The 18048-nt window shown below is 41.6% G+C and carries 16 protein-coding genes and 1 pseudogene; 2 read left to right on the forward strand and 15 right to left on the reverse strand.

What is annotated here, in order from left to right; translation table 11 throughout:
• Positions 1-59: 59 nt before the first annotated feature.
• The 10 genes from pyrR to HSISS3_RS12110 form a co-directional block, all read right to left on the reverse strand.
• The gene (pyrR, locus tag HSISS3_RS07045) at positions 60-581 is read right to left on the reverse strand and encodes a bifunctional pyr operon transcriptional regulator/uracil phosphoribosyltransferase PyrR (protein ID WP_008533999.1); all 522 of its coding nucleotides are present in this window, start codon (positions 579-581) and stop codon (positions 60-62) included.
• 218 nt (positions 582-799) lie between these two features.
• Positions 800-1690 (reverse strand): RluA family pseudouridine synthase, encoded by an 891-nt coding sequence (locus HSISS3_RS07050; protein WP_021152208.1) that lies wholly within the window; start codon positions 1688-1690, stop codon positions 800-802.
• Complete coding sequence (gene lspA / locus HSISS3_RS07055; protein WP_021152209.1) at positions 1662-2135, reverse strand: signal peptidase II; 474 nt, start codon at positions 2133-2135, stop codon at positions 1662-1664. Before lspA ends, HSISS3_RS07050 begins: the two co-directional genes overlap by 29 nt.
• Positions 2136-2143: 8 nt before the next feature.
• Entirely contained in the window at positions 2144-3049 is a 906-nt protein-coding gene (locus HSISS3_RS07060) for a LysR family transcriptional regulator (RefSeq protein WP_002886225.1), read from the reverse strand.
• Between the two features lie 116 nt (positions 3050-3165).
• A complete protein-coding gene (locus HSISS3_RS07065; RefSeq protein WP_021145860.1) occupies positions 3166-4389 on the reverse strand; it encodes a hypothetical protein in 1224 nt (407 codons plus the stop codon).
• A gap of 172 nt (positions 4390-4561) precedes the next feature.
• Entirely contained in the window at positions 4562-5260 is a 699-nt protein-coding gene (locus tag HSISS3_RS07070) for a PoNe immunity protein domain-containing protein (RefSeq protein WP_240472082.1), read from the reverse strand.
• Between the two features lie 5 nt (positions 5261-5265).
• The gene (locus HSISS3_RS12335) at positions 5266-6315 is read right to left on the reverse strand and encodes a hypothetical protein (protein WP_021145862.1); all 1050 of its coding nucleotides are present in this window, start codon (positions 6313-6315) and stop codon (positions 5266-5268) included.
• 175 nt (positions 6316-6490) lie between these two features.
• Entirely contained in the window at positions 6491-6934 is a 444-nt protein-coding gene (locus HSISS3_RS07080) for a hypothetical protein (protein ID WP_021145863.1), read from the reverse strand.
• A 95-nt stretch (positions 6935-7029) separates the two neighbouring features.
• Positions 7030-7815, reverse strand: coding sequence for a hypothetical protein (locus tag HSISS3_RS07085; protein ID WP_021152212.1), 786 nt, complete (start codon positions 7813-7815; stop codon positions 7030-7032).
• A 65-nt stretch (positions 7816-7880) separates the two neighbouring features.
• On the reverse strand, positions 7881-9287 hold the full coding sequence (locus HSISS3_RS12110; RefSeq protein WP_021152213.1) for an MFS transporter: 1407 nt from the start codon (positions 9285-9287) through the stop codon (positions 7881-7883).
• 287 nt (positions 9288-9574) lie between these two features.
• On the opposite strand from HSISS3_RS12110, the gene HSISS3_RS07095 reads away from it, so the two are divergent.
• Positions 9575-10330 (forward strand): peptidylprolyl isomerase, encoded by a 756-nt coding sequence (locus tag HSISS3_RS07095; protein WP_021152214.1) that lies wholly within the window; start codon positions 9575-9577, stop codon positions 10328-10330.
• A 139-nt stretch (positions 10331-10469) separates the two neighbouring features.
• Positions 10470-11105, forward strand: coding sequence for a hypothetical protein (locus HSISS3_RS07100; RefSeq protein WP_021152215.1), 636 nt, complete (start codon positions 10470-10472; stop codon positions 11103-11105).
• A gap of 70 nt (positions 11106-11175) precedes the next feature.
• Here the strand turns inward: HSISS3_RS07100 and HSISS3_RS07105 are convergent, their stop codons facing one another.
• From HSISS3_RS07105 to HSISS3_RS07125, 5 genes and pseudogenes are all read right to left on the reverse strand, one after another.
• Positions 11176-12567, reverse strand: coding sequence for an amino acid permease (locus tag HSISS3_RS07105; RefSeq protein ID WP_021152216.1), 1392 nt, complete (start codon positions 12565-12567; stop codon positions 11176-11178).
• A gap of 166 nt (positions 12568-12733) precedes the next feature.
• A pseudogene (locus HSISS3_RS07110) lies at positions 12734-12990 on the reverse strand (DUF896 family protein).
• Between the two features lie 33 nt (positions 12991-13023).
• A complete protein-coding gene (gene glyS / locus HSISS3_RS07115) occupies positions 13024-15060 on the reverse strand; it encodes a glycine--tRNA ligase subunit beta (RefSeq protein WP_021152217.1) in 2037 nt (678 codons plus the stop codon).
• A 281-nt stretch (positions 15061-15341) separates the two neighbouring features.
• The gene (glyQ, locus tag HSISS3_RS07120) at positions 15342-16259 is read right to left on the reverse strand and encodes a glycine--tRNA ligase subunit alpha (RefSeq protein WP_002886077.1); all 918 of its coding nucleotides are present in this window, start codon (positions 16257-16259) and stop codon (positions 15342-15344) included.
• 458 nt (positions 16260-16717) lie between these two features.
• Complete coding sequence (locus tag HSISS3_RS07125) at positions 16718-17959, reverse strand: YkvI family membrane protein (protein ID WP_021152218.1); 1242 nt, start codon at positions 17957-17959, stop codon at positions 16718-16720.
• Positions 17960-18048: the final 89 nt, after the last annotated feature.

The raw sequence follows: 18048 nt of genomic DNA on the forward strand, positions 1-18048 counted from the left end.
TGAGTCCCGTGTTCAATTAAACAAGATACAAAGGCGTTTCACCCTATCTGTCAGCCAACTTAGCTTGGATCGATAATGTTGACACTATCTTTGCCATCAACTTCAGAAACCAAAACTTCAATCTGTTCTGACTCACTTGTTGGGATATTCTTACCAACATAATCTGCACGGATTGGCAATTCACGGTGACCACGGTCAACCAAGACAGCCAAACCGACACGTGCCGGACGTCCATGACTAACGATATTATCAATCGCAGCACGAATCGTACGACCTGTGTAGAGCACATCATCTACAAGGATAACATCCGTACCATCAATTTCGATAGGAATAAGGGATGTGTCCTGTTCAGATTTAACATCATCACGGTATGCCTTAGTATCAAGCTCAATCAACGGCACATCAAGGTTTTCCAACTGTTTCAAGCGCTCTTGAATACGCTGAGCAATATAAACACCACGTGTCTTAATACCAGCCAAGACAATCTTGTCGAGATTCTTGTTTCGCTCAATAATCTCATAAGTGATACGTGTAATAGCACGCTTCATGGTTACGTCATCGACGATTTCTTTTTTCTTCATAAAAGAACCTTTCTAAATACAAAAAAATCCCCTTGAAACAAGGAGATACACAAAAATATGAGTACAGTTCACCCGTACACTTCTCATGGCTCCTTGCCTGCCTCTCTGGACAGTGATTAAAGGACTTATTTAATTAGGTAAATTATAGCAAATTTCAGACTCTTTTACAAGAAAAAAACGGACGCCTCTCCCAAGAAAGACTATCCGTTTAATAACTGTTAAGCTTCTCTCAACTTCTCCAAGGTTTCCTTGAAAATAGCAGGTTCTTCCGCTGTAAATTCGACCAATTCTCCAGTCGTAGGATGCGTGAAACCAAGGGTCTTGGCATGTAGAAATTGTCCGTGGCCCTTGAGGGTCTTACGAGGCCCATATAGAGGATCCCCCGCCACTGGATGACCGATATAAGCCATGTGCACACGGATTTGGTGGGTACGACCTGTTTCTAGCTGCAGCTCCACCAAAGTATAGTTGCCATAACGTTCCAAAACAGTAAAGCGAGTTACCGCAGGCTTCCCTTTGGCCGTTACCGCTTGCTTCTTGCGGTCCTTGTCTGAACGCCCAATCGGAGCTTCAATCACGCCTCGGTCGTTAGGCAGATTGCCATGCACGATAGCCACATACTTGCGCAGAGACTTCTTGTCCTTAAGCTCAGCCGCCAAAGCATTGTGGGCCTTATCATTCTTAGCAACCATAAGAAGACCAGACGTATCCTTGTCGATACGGTGGACAATTCCTGGACGAACCACACCATTGATAGACGAGAGGTCCTTGACATGATACATGAGTGCATTAACCAAGGTCCCAGATGTGTGACCAGCTGATGGATGGACCACCATGCCTTGAGGCTTGTTAACGACTGCCACATCCGCATCTTCGTAGATAATATCCAAAGGAATATCTTCAGCCTTGTACTCCAAGACCTCTTCTTCTGGCAATTCATAGGTGATGACATCACCCTCTTTAACCGCATACTTAGCCTTTGCCGACTTACCATTAACCAAGACCGTTCCAGCCTTGATGGCTTCATTGGCCTGACTGCGTGACAATTCTGTCAAATCTGCCAAGGCCTTATCCAGACGATTACCCGCCTCTTTTATGATGACTTCCATTTTCCTCTTTCCATAAGATTAAAATCAAGAGCAACACGCCCACCGTTAGATAGGAGTCTGCCACGTTAAATATTGCAAAATCAATAAAATCTAGCTGAACCATATCAACCACATACCCTAGATGCACACGGTCAATAAAGTTTCCAATACCACCTGAGATAATCAAAACCAAAGATAGGACCAGCCAAAGACTCTTCTGATAATTCTTAACCAGATAAACCAGAGCCGCACCAATCACCAGAACCGTCAAAATCACAAAGAAAAATTTCTGATCCTGTAAAATCGAAAAGGCGGCACCACGGTTCTGTAGATAGGTCAAACTAAAAAGTCCCGGTATAGCCTTGATGACTTGGTTTAGAGCAATATTTGCCACAACCCAATGCTTGACCCACTGATCCAAACCAATCAGGGCCAGAATAGCCAAAGGAATCACAACCTTACGCATAAGTCCTCCTATGGTTTATAAGTGTCAAAGTAGTCAAACATAACATTGACAAACTTGAGAGCACAAGATGACAAGTTAATCCCTTTACGACGGACATAAACCATCTTATTATCCAAATTATCCTCAAGCGGAATAACCGTAATCCCGTTCACACTTTGTGCATCCAAGAAACCAGATCCCGTCGCATAGGCATCCGTACGTTCCAAGATACCGTTCAAAGTCGCACGGTCTGTCACGTTAAACATCAGAGAAGAATCTGACGTATCCACGAAGTTTTCAGAATAGTAAAGATACTCGTCCTTCTCCTGAGTGAAACGCACTGTAGGCAAGGCCGCCAAGTCCTCCATGACAAGACTTTCTTTTTTAGCCAGAGGATGCCCCTTACGGAGATAAATATGCGTCTTAAACGGAATCAAATCAATAGCCTCAAGACCAAGCTTGTCCATATTTTGATGGATTCCCTTGCTATTTTGACGATTCAAATAGATAATCCCAATCTCACTGTGTCCCTTGGCTACCTCATCCAAAATCTGAATGGTCGTAGACTCAAAGATACGGAAATCCTTGTAATCAGGATAACGCTCTGAAAAAGTCGTAATCAAAGGCGGCAAAAAGTCATAGTGCTGGCTGGCAATCGAAAACTGATTGCCCTTCTCAGAAGCATTGAGATAGCGATTTTCAAAACTATCAAAACTGCGCACCACTTCAAGCGCACGCTCGTAAAAAGTCATTCCCTGACTGGTCAAGACAGCCCCCGTCGTTGTACGGGTGAAAATTTGAAAATTCAGCTCTTGCTCCAAATCCTTAATTGCTACCGAAAGGCTAGGTTGACTCACAAAGAGCTTGCTGGCAGCCTCACGGAAGGTACCGCTGTTGGCAATAGCTACCACATAACGTAGTTGTTGTATGTTCATGTGTGACACTTCTTTCTTGAAAAATCAATCATTTTTATTATACCAAATTTTATCTTCTTTTGTTGAGACTAAAAAAGCCCAGGCGACCCCGGGCTTGAGTGGCTAAGAAAGTAGCCTTATTCATCTGATTTATCTGTTAAGAAGTACTCGTTTTCACGTTTGTCGTAGTCAAACGTTAAGTGAACTGTCTTAAGTTTACCACTGTCGGGACTATAATCGTAGAAGCTAAGCGATACTTTTTGAGTGAGGTCTCCCTCATCAGTCTGAGTCAGCTCATGCGTACTAAAGCTAGCCTCAGAGTGGTTTGAGACAACATCTGAGAGGCGTGTTCCCTTAAGCAAGTCTGCTTGCGTACCCACCGTTAGCTTATCATAATCCTCTTTTGTCCAGTTGCTTTGATAGTCACTAACTTCCTTAACTTTATCATAGCCAAAGTCTGCAGAAGCATGCTCTAGGATGTAAGTACCATCTTTAGACTTGAAGGTCAAACGGACAAAGTTATCACTACCCCTTCCCTCTTTTGCATAAGTAAGATCTAGTGTCTGTGTCTCACCATCATTGCCCCACTCGGCATCCGTAGCCTTACCGTGAGCATCTAGGACCTCATCCAAAGTCAAAGAATCAACCTTCAACTCCTTAAACTGATCCTCTGTCCAGTCAAATTTATAATCTTTATCAATGTATTCATTTGCTCTGTAACGACTATCAGCCTCAAACTGATCGGCATGTTTAATGATATACTTGACCACTTGATAGCCTGTTCCACTAAGTGACGTCGTAAAGAAGATGATTGACATAACCAGAGCGATGATAGATAAGGTCTTGCGTGTTGACTTCACACTCAGCGCCATAGTCACAATCGCCAAAATGATAAGGAAGAAAGCAAAGAAGGTAAAGATGAAACCGATTGGAAGTGTCCAAGCCAAAACGGCAAATATAAGCCCCAAGACTAGGATAATAATCGGAAGAACGATGTTGACAAAAGTATTATTTTTGACTTCTTTAGATTTGTAATAAGGGTTTTCCAGAGGTATCTGACTTGCCTTTGGAGCCTCTATTTCTTGCTCTTTCTCCAGATTCAACTCAGGCATGTGATTAGGAGCTTCCTCCTCAAGTACCACTGGACCTTCAGCTGGTTGCGCTTCTGAGTCAGCAGACACCTCTTCAGTAGCTGCAGAACTATCCACCTGCTGAGCTTCAACTTGCTCAGACACTTGGGCAACTTCCTCCTCAGTAGCGATGACAAAATCCTCTTTCTTGGCCTCCATAAACTCCTCAGGACTTGGTTTACGACCATTTACGTCCTCAAAGTGACGCACCCATTCTTCTCTAGTTGCCATAGCTGACTCCTTTATCTCTTTTTCTTTATTTTATCATACTTTAATCTGGTCTTATGAAAATAAGGTCGGATATAAGAGAGAATTTTTTGAGACTGCCTGAAGTGCTTAAGTGACAAGCTATCTCATAGAAAATGGATGAAAGAAAACCACCTCGAGGGTGGTTTAGTCAATGTTACTGTTCTTCTTGAACTAGCAAGTCATAAGGGAAAAAATCCAAGTCTTTGAAGCGTTGGTCATAGATGCCACGGATTTTACAGAGTGCGGCTGTATCAAAACTCCAGTAACCGTAGTAAGCATCCTCTGTCTTATGTGTACCGTACCACGATGCCTCAGAGTGAGCATAATACCAGAACTTCTGCGCCTCGATGACACTATCCGCATCGTCTCCAATCATATTCAGGTATTCCAAATGAGAATGGAAATTCTCAACATCGCCCTTTAACAAGTAGAGGGCAAGTGTTTCGATAAAGCCGTCCTCATACTGCTCGCTCGAATCTACGAAAGACAGATACTTACTAAAGATTTTCTCAACATCTTCGATAAATTCTTCTTTGCGGTCTTCGAACAGAACAGCAAGAGATAGGTAATCAATTAATGTGTAAATACTCCCTCTAGTTTGATAGTATTTCTGATAATAATTGAGACTAATTTTAAACCATTTAAATACTTCATCTAGGGAATGTCCTAGAGAATAATTTATTCGTAATAATTTTTCAGCATAACCCGACTGAGTTAAATAATATTTATTTATATATTGCGGTAAGACACGTTCTTTGTGTTCTTTTCCTTCTCTCCTCTCAAATGTTTTCAAATTAAAATTTAGTCTTTTTTCAAAATACTCTACATCTTTATATTTATCTCTAAACATCATATTCCTCATTTTATTTTCTTAGCCATATCATCCAACTGATTAATAATGATATGCCCGCCTTGTTTAAGATTAAACAGATGACTTTGGACATCACCAAATTCCACAGCATCTTGAATAGCTGCTACATGTTCCTCACCAACCGCTTGTTCTAAGCGTTTATCAATCCATTCATAATCCATCTGATCAGTTCCGTCTGCTAATCCTTTGCTCAATCTTGATGTATTATACTTCGCTTCAGCGATGATATACGGTGGATGACCATTAGGATTGTAATAAACACCGTCAATTCCTTGGTGACCTCCCTCACCAAGATCAGTTACCATATCTTTGCTTATACGGTCGTAACCAAACTGACGATAGTACTCATCCTGAACCATTTCACCGAAGTTACCCTTCTTAAGATTTGTTGATAGGGCTTCTTCACCATTCTGAACTTTTAAGATTTCTGCCTGTTGCTTGGCAATTTCATCAATAGTGTGCACTTCAGAAGTCAATGGCACATTATCTTCAAGCATCTTTCGATGAATGTCATCGGTATGACTTTCCCACTTAGTACCATCCCAATGAACCTCAGGACTATTTTGAAAAGCGTCTGAAACAGTATTGTTGTGCCCAATACTGTTCTCCACAGCTTCACCACCAAACTCAGCACTTGCATGCTTACCAGCTTGTTCGCCAGTTTCTTTGAGAGCTTGGCTGACTTCATCGCCATGTTTGGCAAGAGCTTGACTTGCTTCGCCACCAAATTCTGCACTTGCACGTTTGCCTGATTGTTCGCCAGTTTCTTTGAGGGCTTGGCTGACTTCATCACCATGTTTGGCAAGGGCCTGGTTAGCATCGTCGCTAAACTCTGCGGCTGCTTTACGTCCTGCACCTGAACCACCAAGGATTCCAGACGCCACTTCATCCCAGTTGCCACCATTTGACTGATAGACACGAGCATTGTGCTTACCGATATTCTTTGAGACAGCACCATCCGCATAGGCAAAGGCATCCTCAACCTTTCCTGACAGACGGGCAAGGTCATCAGAAACGTTCGCACCGAGGTGAGTCAACTTGTTCTTGACACTCAGAGCGATATCCTTGCTAAGACCAGCACCTCAAGTCCCAACACGAGCCAAACCACGAGCAAAGTCGTCTAGCTTTTAGACAATAGCCAACTATTCAATTATACCATCTCCAGGCCACAAGAAAACCACCTCAGAGGTGGTTAAATTCTAATGCTACTACCTATTCTTGACTCTCTTTAACTTCCTCAAACCATTTTTCAAATTCTTTTCGAGGCAACAACTCTTCATCCTTATCGTATCGTCCCTCATAACTATACTTCGATTTCAAACTATTCGTTTCAGCATCGTAGACGAGCCACATTTCTGTGGGATGTTCACGATGATATTCACCGCAAACTTTAACCATGTTTTTTACATCTTTCACTCCTTCCCTTAACAATGAAGTCTGTAAGGTGGTATCTATTTTTAAACCTTCTTGTAAATATTCGTTCACTTCATGTTTATGGACAACATGTCCATTAACTTTATAAAACACATTGAAACTGTATAAGCTATCAGCTATTGCATAGATAAATATCTTTTCAGCTTGAGCACGAACATATTCCGATGCAAGCGAAATCATACTAGCCTGAACTTCCATAAATTTATCTTCAAATTGTTTCATTTTTATTCTCCATTTATATTAGGTAATTTTTTAGAAAATTCTTCCCCATCAATCTTATAATTCACTTCAAAACCTGTTGGTCTTCTCGAAGCACCCTAACCCAGCATCCTCCTATACTCCTTCGACTTCTCTCCATACCAGTCCTTAGCTGAGTAGCCAAACTGCTCTCTATATTGTTCAGAATATTTAAAGAGGTAATACCCTCGTAGCAAATCAATGGAAAAGACATAAGTCGCAAAGACAAATATGGCAGGCATGATAGGCAACAACACCGCATCAATGCTCCCTCTTAAATTACTCCCAGTGGAGCGGTCAAACAGCACAAGTCCGGCTGTAATCCCCGTTCCACCTAAAAAGACCAAGCCATCCGAAATCTTTTCAGTCACAAGTGCTACCATGGGGCTAAACTCTGTCTGATTTTGAACGGCTTCTTTCAGTTTACGGGGAACCGTTCGAATCAAATAATAAATGGAAAGAAGAAACATGGCACCCGATAATATACTGACAATATTTCGTCGTGTCATCATCATTATACCAGCACATACCGTAAAGATAGCAAGTAAAATCACCATATAAAAGTAGGTGCAAAATTTCAGCTTCATCGGGCTTTTTCTGTGCCTTATTGAAAAGAGCAGATAGACCAGATACATGACTACATACAAGATAATCATGGGCCACTGAATCCAAGAAAATGTAGGATCTTGTTCAACGGTCAAGCCCTTTATAAACATCGGTGTGGCAATAGAAGAAAAGTAAAGAAGGATTGAAGTGATAAATAAACCAATAAAACGTTTCCAGCTACCTTTTTGATTGAGTTTTTCTACAGTCTCCTTAGTGACAATAGACTGACTTTGCTCATATGTGTAATTCAAGAATTTCAAAAGTTTTCTCCTTTTATTACGAAAAAACAGGAAGGTCTCCCCTCCTGTTTCCTTAATCAGCTTAATTAATCGCCATCTGGACCTGATTTATAAGTAAGGTAGAATGTATCACCATCTTCTGTAGTGTCAAATGACAAGTAAACACTCTTAAGTTTACCATCTTCAGCTTTAAAGTCGTTATAAGAAACGCTCAATTCTTTCTTGAACTCACCTTCACGAACGGTTGAGATGGTGTACTCAGCGTTTGAAGCTTTAGGGTGATCCTTAAGGATATCTTCGAGTTTTGTTCCGTTTGATGGATTACTGTAATCTCCCTTATTAAGAGCATCAAACTGTTCTTTCGTCCAGTCAGATTTGTATGAGTCATCAGTTTGTACAGCATCTGTAGGGAAGTTTCCTGAAGCATGTGACAAGATAAAGGTACCATCATACTGTTTCTTAAAGGTTAGGTAAACATGTTCACTATAGTCTTTGCCAGAATAAGTCATGCTCAAGTCATCACCTGACATTTGGGCATCTGATGCTTTACCATAAGTCTTCATAATTGACTTAGCAGAGTCTTTTCCAGCTTTCAATTTCTTGAACTTAGATTCATTCCAGTCAAATTTAGCATTTTTGTCAATGTAATCGTTGACGTCAGTGCTATCACCTTTTGAGTCAGATTTTGAATCAGATTTTGAGTCACCTTTTGAATTAGATTTTGAATTAGATTTTGAATCAGATTTTGAATCGCTGTCATCATCTTCATCATCTTTGTCAGCAACTTTTGATGTTTTGCTTGAGCCTGCATTGTCATTTGAGTTTTGAGAAATTTGGAAAATCAAACCACCAATAGAGACAAAGAGCATGACTCCAGCTACTGCCGTTGCAATGATAGAGAGCAATTTCTTGCTTGATTTAAGGCTAAAGATAAGTGAAACCACCGCCAAAGCTAGGGCAAGGACTGTCAAGATGATGAAGAGCCAAGCAGGACTAACAAACCATGACAAGATGGCAAAGATTACTGAAAGGGCAATCGCAACAATCGGCAAGATAAGGTTGAAGACAGGTTTGTCTGCTGAGCTAGGTGCTGGATTAGGAACTGCTCCAAATCCTTGAGTTGTCGGAATAGAAGCCTTTTCAAACATGCTTGAATCAAATTGTGGTGTTGGTTGTTGAGCAGGCGCTTCTGAGAAGGCTGCTGTTCCAAATGGTGATTCATTGCTTGCTTGTTCAGCGACAGCATCTTCAACTGTTTCAGCAACATCAGCGATATCGTCTTCTTGAGCGACTTCCTCAGTATCTGAAACGACTTGTGCTGCAGGTGCTTCTTCAGTAGCAGGCTCCTTAGCTGGGGCATCTACAGATGCCGCTTGAGCAATCAAAGCGCTAGTATCAAAATCAGCTGCTTTAGCGTACAAAAATTCTTGGGGGCTAGGTTTACGCCCATGAACCGACTCAAAGAGTTCAGCCCATTCTGCTTTAGTTGACATAAAAATCTCCTTTTTTCAAGAAATGAAAACAAATGGACCCCTCAGCTTAGTGACGTTTTCCATAAGTAAAACATAGACACACAGCTTGCTTATCCGTGAGCATCCTACGTCTTTCAAAAGTTATGCCTCGCTCGCTGTTTGAGTGAAACAACCTTTCCCTATATCTAGTCCCTGTTCATTTTCTTGTTGATGTTTCTATTTTACCATAATTACAAACCTCTGTTAACCGTTTCCCAAAAGGTTTTTTCTGCTACAATAATAGGTATAATGCATCAAAGGAGTTATATATGAAAAACATTAAAAAGTACATTCTTTTAGTCCTTGTACTTGTTATTGCTTGCTTAGGATTTGTCTACCGTGAAAATATTGCACGTGCCATTCGTGGAGATGCCTACGTTGACAATAAGATATACACGAAACAATTAGAAAAAGCTCAAAAATCTGGTAAAGACGCCTTTCCTCAATTGTCAGACAAGGTTGGAAAGGACGAGGCCGAAGTTATCCTCCAGACATCGAAGGGCGATATAACTGTTAAGCTTTTCCCTACTCTGGCTCCTAAGGCTTCTGAAAACTTCTTGAAGCATGCCAAGGATAAATACTACGACGGTCTTACCTTCCACCGTGTCATCCAAGACTTTATGATTCAAAGTGGTGATCCTAAAGGTGACGGTACTGGTGGCGAATCTATCTGGAAGAAAGGCTTCGCTCTTGAGCCAACACCATTCCTCTACAACATTCGAGGAGCGCTTGCCATGGCAAATACTGGTGCTAAGGATTCAAATGGTAGCCAATTCTTCATCGTTCAAAACAAGGATAACCAAAGTAAACAACTTTCAAGTGCTGGTTATCCAAAACCTATTATTGACGCCTACAAAAAAGGTGGATACCCAGCCGGTGATACCAAATATACCGTCTTTGGACAAGTCATCAAAGGGATGGATGTCGTTGATACCATTGCCAATCTTGAAGTCGATCAAAACAACAAACCAAAAGAAACGGTAACGGTTAACGCCATCAAAATTGTGAAAGACTACAAATTCTAGTAAAAAAACTTCGGGAATTGATTCTCGAAGTTTTTTGATGACTTGAAATTTTTTATTTTTGGAGGTTAATTCTTGACCTCGTTAAGGACTCGTGATAAACTATTGTTAGTTTATAAACTAACAGAAAGAGAGTTACACGATGAAAACAAGAGCAATTATTGAATTTAAAGACACATACGCTAGCATGGAATGCCACGAGCTTGGTTACCAAACCAAGGAAACTGCCTTGGCTATTATTTCTCCCACTGGACATATTCTATCAAGTACACCGCTTTTCAGGAAGGCTTATGGTTCAAACACTGCTCACATCGACCAACTTCCTTTCAATATAGATGACCTCAGTATCACAGCAAAAGGTCTCAGTAAAAAAGCCAAAGCCAACTTGGAAGATTGGATTGCCCATACTATCATTCTTCCAATGGACTATGATAAGTACTTTACTAAGCATCAAGAACTTTTGCACCTCTTAGCAGAGTCACCAATCGTCGAGTCTGTCCAAGCTTTAACTTATAAGACAGTTATGATTCATTTTTCTGAAGTCCTCAATGATGAGCATATTCGCCAACTGCAAGGTTTTATTCTTGCTCAAGCAGGTATCTATAGCTATATCGGGACATCTACAGTTTCAGACCGAAATGCCTACCAGGCTCTTGAATGGGCTAAACTTGATGTTAATGGTCGTTCACACAACGATCATAAGCCTGCTATTTTCCATCGTAGCAAGGGCCTCTTAGGTGGATTCTTTCACCATGGAAACCAAGAAAGTATTGCATAACTAATAACTGGGACACCTTGTGTCCTTTTTTTGACAACAAAAAACTCACCATAAAGGTGAGCTAAATGATTTATTTACTGTGTTTCCAGTTACTATAGATACTAAATACGACAATCCAGATGGTTGCTCCAATAGCTCCGACAACTGTTGACTTTTGCAAGAAGAGACAAACAAAAACAAAGATGAAGAAAAGGATAGTCAATGGATTAAGAATCTTATAGGCTGGCATAAGGAAGCCATCTGCCATGAACTCTTGAGATTTACGGTACTTGAGATGAGCAAGCATAGTCAAGATATAGATAGCGATGTAGACCCCTGATGATGATGCGGTAATCAAAGCAAAGGCATCAGATACACCAGGCAAGACATTGATGAAGGCTGAAACACATACCACAATGGCTGAAACAATGATGGCACGTGAAGGAATACCATTACGTGACAAAGTATCTAGCTTCAAAGCTTTCATGACTTTACTATTTGGTGTTTCCTTAGCAATTTGGAAGAGGTGACGACCTGTAGAGTAAAGTGTTGAGTTCAATGATGAAGCCGCTGCTGTCAAGACAACAAAGTTAATGAAGGCTGCTGCCCACTTGATACCAGCCATTTGGAAGACCGTTACGAACGGTGATTCATTAACTGGAAGTTTTTGCCATGGGAAGATAGCCATGAGGGCAATGAGGGCACCCACATAGAAGATGACAATACGAATCGGAATCTCCTTGATTGCCTTTGGTAAGACCTTACGTGGATTCGCTGTCTCAGAAGTTGTAATCCCTACAAATTCGATGGCTTGATAGGCAAAGAAGACCATTTGGAAGGTCATGACAAAGCTTACCCAACCTTTAGGGAACATCTGGAAGCCTTGTGTAATATTGGAAAGACTAGCATGTCCAGCAGGCGTTTCAAAGTTGGTTGCTACCATGAAGATACCTGTTGCGATAAGAGCAAGAATGGTGATAATCTTGATCATTCCAAACCAAAACTCAACTTCCCCGAAAATCTTAACTGCAATCAGGTTAACCGAACTTAAGATAATCAGGAAGATAATCTGAATCTGCCAGGCAGGCCAACTTGGGAACCAATATTGCACATAGGTCGAGACGGCCGTAATTTCTGCCATTCCAAGGAAAATCAGTGATACCCAGTAAGACCAACCCGAGAAGAATCCCCAACCTTTACCAAGGTATTTGGTAATAAAGTTGATAAAGGTGTGTTGGTCAGGATCCATATAGAGCATCTCACCGATAGCTCGCATCATAAGATACATGAAGATACCAGTTAGTATATATACTAAGATGATTGAAGGTCCTGTTAGGGAAAGGGAACGCCCCGCCCCGAGGAAGAGACCTGTACCGATTGTACCAGCGATGGCAATCAGCTGGACGTGACGGTTTTGAAGACCACGCACCATCCCATTCTCAGTCTGGTTGTCGTCGTCTTTATGATGTTGCTTTTGCGACATTTTTTTCACTCCAATTCTATTAAGCAAGACTCATTGAGTCCTACCATTTTTAACATAACTTATATTTTACCATTTTTTGCATAACCGGTCAATTTTATACAGAATATTCAGAATTTTACACTCCAAAACAAGGGCTTGGAAATCTCCAAACCCTTGTTAATGGTTATTATGATTCAGGATCATCAAGGCTACGGCCATGCAAACCTTTTTCACGTTGTACTTGACGTAGTTTTTCAGGTGTCACATCGTTACCTTCTTCGTCAACCACTTTAATTCCTTCGATATGGTGACGAACTGAACGACGATAGCCTTCAATGTACTCTTCACGAAGTTTTGCTTGCTCCACTTCTTCTTCTGGAGTCAAACCTTCGGTTTTTTCTTTTTAGCAAGCTCATTGATACGAGCGATTTTTTCAGGTGTCATAATAAGACCTACTTTCTACCTGTCATCAGGTCATTATTTTGTGTTCAATTGGTTGAAAGCTGCAACAGCGTTAGCTTTAGCTACAAGACCTGCAAGAAGGGCCAAACGGTTGTTTTTAACAGCCTCATCCTCTGCCATAACCATAGTATTGTCAAAGAAAGCATCAATGACTGGGCTAAGAGCAAAGAGTTGAGCCAATTTGTCGCTAGCTGAACCAGTCAATTCAAGCTCTTCAATCGCTTTAGCAAGAGCTTTTTCTTGATCATTTTCAAAGAGACTGGCATCGACTGCTACTGAAGCACCTGCTTTTTCTGCCAAGTTGAAGGCACGAGAAAGTGATTCAACAGCTGCTTTGTAACCATCAGCCTTAGCAGCTTCTGAGAGGGCGTCAGCTGCTTCAAGCATATCAGCCACGACAAAGTTTGAACCAGCAAGAACGGCTTCTTTGATATCTTTTGAAGTGCGTCCCATCATCTTGTCCACACGCGCTTTGATGAAGTTGATGACTTCTGCTTGATTGTCATATGAAAGACTATCAAATGAAAGTCCGTAAAGGCTGTCAATCAACTCATCCATAGGGATATGCCAACCAAAGGCATCCAAGATACGAACAATCCCTTGTGTTGCACGACGAAGCGCATATGGGTCATTGGAACCTGATGGAATCAAGCCTACTGAGAAGAATGAAAGGAGGGTATCCAATTTATCTGCAAGCGCAAGGATAGCACCAACCTTAGTCTCTGGAAGGGCTCCGTCTGCTGAATCAGGAAGGTAGTGCTCACGGATAGCTGTAGCAACCGCAGCATCTTCACCAGCAAGGAGAGCGTATTTTTCACCCATGATTCCTTGCAATTCATCGAACTCTCCGACCATACCAGTCAAGAGGTCAAATTTGTAGATTTCAGCTGCACGAGCGACGGCTGCCGTTTCTTCAGCAGTCAAACCAGCTTGCTCAGCTAGTGACGCTGCAATGACACCAGCGCGCGCCATGTGTTCTGAAAGAGAACCAATTTTTTCATGGAAGGTTACGTTCGCCAATTTAGCAACGAGGTCTTCAATCTTAAGTTTTTGGTCTTCACGCCAGAAGAATTCACCATCTTCAAGACGTGCAACCAATACTTTTTCATTTCCTCGGATAACATTTTCCAAGTGCTCAGCGTTACCATTACGGACTGAGATGAAGTTTGGTTTAAGTTTACCATCAAGGTCACGTACAACAAAGTAACGTTGGTGCGTTTCCATTGAGGTCACCAAAACTTCTTCTGGAACATCCAAATACTTAGTATCAAAACTTCCCATGAAGGCAGTTGGGTATTCGACCAAGTTCAAGACTTCATTCAAAAGCCCTTCTTCGATTTGAACTTGAACACCTTGTTCTGCTTCGATGGCTTTGATTTGCTCACGAATCATATTTTCACGTTCTTTGCTATCCGCAATCACGTAAACGGTACGAAGGTCTTCTTCATAAGAATCCGCATTAGTAATTTCCACTTCATGTCCAAGGAATCGGTGTCCACGACTCACACGACCTGACTTGATATCCAAGAAATCAAGGTCGAGCGCTTCGTCGCCCAAAAGAACTGTCAAGGTGTGAACTGGGCGAATGTATTCAAATGTATTGTTAGCCCAGTGCATGCTGACAGGGAAAGTCAATGAAGCAAGCACCTCTGGAACGCCAGCCAAGACTTCTTTAGCTGGTTTTCCAGCTTCGTGCTTAGTGACATAAACGTACTCTTCACCTTTGACTTCACGGAATTCGATATCATCAACAGTCAAACCTTTCCCACGGACGAATCCTTGAGCCGCTTTTGAGAAGTTTCCATCTGCATCCAAGGCGATTTTCTTAGAAGGTCCTTTAAAATCTTCGGTCAAATCAGATTGTTGATCAGCCAAACCAATCACACGGACGGCCAAACGGCGTGGTGTTGAGAAGGTTTGAATGCTTTCGTATGAAAGACGGTTGTCATCCAAGAAGGCTGCCATTTTCTCACCGAGTTGTTTTTCACTTGGTGTGACAACGTAGGCTGGCAACTCTTCAAGTCCAAGTTCTACTAATAAGTTTTTTGTCATGTTTTTTCCTTTACAAAATTCTTCTTGTTGATAGGCACCTTAGGTACTGGGGACGTTGCTAACTAACTTTGTGAGGCTGTAGGGAAATCTTATGTCTCCTTGGCATCGATTTCCAACAGTCCATCAAAGTGGATTTAGCCAACTGATTTTTGAACCTAACGTTTCGAAAATCCCCATATACCAGTACGGCGGTGCCTATCCCTTTAGCAAGTCTTCGACTTGCCTCTGGGTAGCCATGTGGGCTCACTTTGTTTGCCCATTTTCCATTCTTGTAACTCTTTTTATTCTTCCTCTTCTGCTAGGAGTTTGGCGCGTGTGGCTTCGTCAAGAAGTGGGTAACCAAGTTTCTTACGTTCTGCGACGAAAGTTTTGGCTACGACACGGGCCAAGTTACGGATACGGGCAATGTAGCCGGCACGTTCTGTAACGGATACTGCTCCACGTGCATCTAGCAAGTTGAAGGTGTGTGAACATTTCAAAACGTAGTCATAGGCTGGGTGAACAAGGCCCAATTCCAAAGCACGTCCTGCTTCTTTTTCAAATTTCTCGAAGTTTTCAAGAAGCATATCTTGGTCAGAAACTTCAAAGCTGTATTTTGAGTGTTCGTATTCTGGTTGAAGGAAGATTTCTCCGTATTTAACGCCTGGAGCCCACTCAATATCATAAACTGAATCTACTTCTTGGATGTAAGAAGCCAAACGTTCCAATCCGTACGTAACTTCAGAAGTTACCGGACCAGTTGCCAATCCACCAACTTGTTGGAAGTAGGTGAACTGAGTGATTTCCATACCGTCAAGCCAAACTTCCCAACCAAGACCAGCCGAACCAGTTGATGGGTTTTCCCAGTTATCTTCAACGAAACGGATATCGTGTTCCAAAGGATTAATCCCCAATTTTTCCAAAGACTCAAGGTAAAGCTCTTGGATGTTTGATGGAGATGGCTTCATAACTACTTGGAATTGGTGGTGTTGGTAGAGACGATTTGGGTTTTCCCCATAACGACCATCAGCTGGACGACGAGATGGCTCCACATAAGCCGCATTCCATGGCTCAGGACCAATGGCACGAAGGAAAGTGTAAGGACTCATAGTTCCCGCACCTTTTTCATTATCATAAGCCTGCATGAGCATACAACCCTGGTCATTCCAGTATTGTTGCAAAGTCAAAATAATTTCTTGAAATGTTAATTTCTTAGACATTGAATACTCCTTGATTAAAAATGATTCTTGCGACACGAGTTTGCCTCGTCGATTATACGAGGCAAGACGAGTTAGTACTGCGTCTAGCCCAGGCACCCTAGCGCTGAGAGTGGGGCAGTCCGACTGTAAGGAGGTATCTGCCACTGACGCAGTGGAAGGTTAGTTTTTTAGACATTGAATACTCCTTAATTTTATCTTTGTGACTTGGAATACAAAAAGAACCGTGTCTCTGCTCCCAAGTCATATGACCTAGGGGCGTCAGAAACGCGGTTCCACCCTAATTTATTACTTCATTTTATTTTACTTTACTCAGCTCTTCGCTAAGAGAAAGCGCCACTTGCTTACTTTGCCCTACTTGGCTTTCACTATCCCAAGCTCGCTAGAAAAACGCCATAAGCCTTTCTTTCTTGTCAGTATTATAGCAGAAATAGATAAACTTGTAAAATAGAATTCTAATTCTACTTCTCATCAATCCCCAATTCCTGACGAACATGAGCATGGGAATCCTCACGGAGTGTTTGATTGTCAATGATTGAAGCATCTCGAAGTTGTTCTGCCTTTTCCTTGTCCTGAGGCGTTAAATCTTGATCAGGATCATAAGCTTTCTCGACAATAGCTAAAAGATGATTTCGGATTTCTTTTTCCTTGCGAATCTTTGCTTTTTTACGATAACTTGCGACAACCAAGACAACCAACATCAGTAATCCCATATAACCGATAATGGGATACATGACTGCGACCAATTGACGAAAACCCATAAAGGATACAAGGAAACCACTGAGAGAAAAAGCAGTCACAAAAAACTTGAACCGTTTTTCACTACCAGCTGCAAAGCGTTTGCCTAGAGCATAATAGAGACTAAAAACAGTATTGAAAATCAAACCAAAAATCACGAAAGCATAGAGGGTTGCAAAGACAGGATTAACTTCCTTAGCAATAGCCAACATAGGCACATCTGACTTGACAACCTTGTCACTATTAGCAAAAAGAATCAGGGTCGTGATAAAGAAAATCACACCAACCATGAAGCCACCCCAGGCACCACTCTTTTCAGCTTCATTAATTTTGAAAATGGAGCCCCCCATAACGAAGGCCATAGCGATGGCAGACATGACACAAACAGCAAAATAATTGACGACAGACATCCAAACGCTTGAAAAGGGGGATTGAATAGTTTGTGAAATCCTATTCATCTCCTCAAAATCCCAGTGGCGCCCTAAAACATTGGTCATAAAGATAACAGCAATCATTACCAAAATCATAGGGGTAAAGACTCCGATAACTCCGATGATTTTTTTGAAATCTAAAAAGCTGACCACAATAGTCAAGGCCGTACAGAGAAAAGCTCCTACCCAAAATGGCATGCCAAATTGTTGATTCAAATTGGCTCCTGCACCAGCCGTCATCACAAAACCAAAGATAAAGCAGGTGATAATGAGCGCAATATCCAAAATGCGATATATAACAGGATGACTAATTTCAGCAAGAACGACCGAATGATCGTCCGATTGATAATAGCTTCCCAGAGCAATCATCAAACGGCCAAAACCAACATGTAGAACTCCTAAGACAATAACACCTATCAGACCCCAGGCTCCAAAGCTGACAAAATACTGCAAGAGGTCCTGTCCTGAAGATACTCCTGCGCCAATCATTACACCGACATAGGCCAGAGCAATGCTCCAAATACGTTTTGACATATTACCTCCTGTAAAAATAAAAAGTATTTCTATTTTACACCTTTACTGTTACAATTCTGTAAAAAATAAGAAAAAACAGCACCTTTATA

The sequence above is a fragment of the Streptococcus sp. HSISS3 genome, assembly GCF_000448605.1.
Classification (GTDB): domain Bacteria; phylum Bacillota; class Bacilli; order Lactobacillales; family Streptococcaceae; genus Streptococcus; species Streptococcus raffinosi.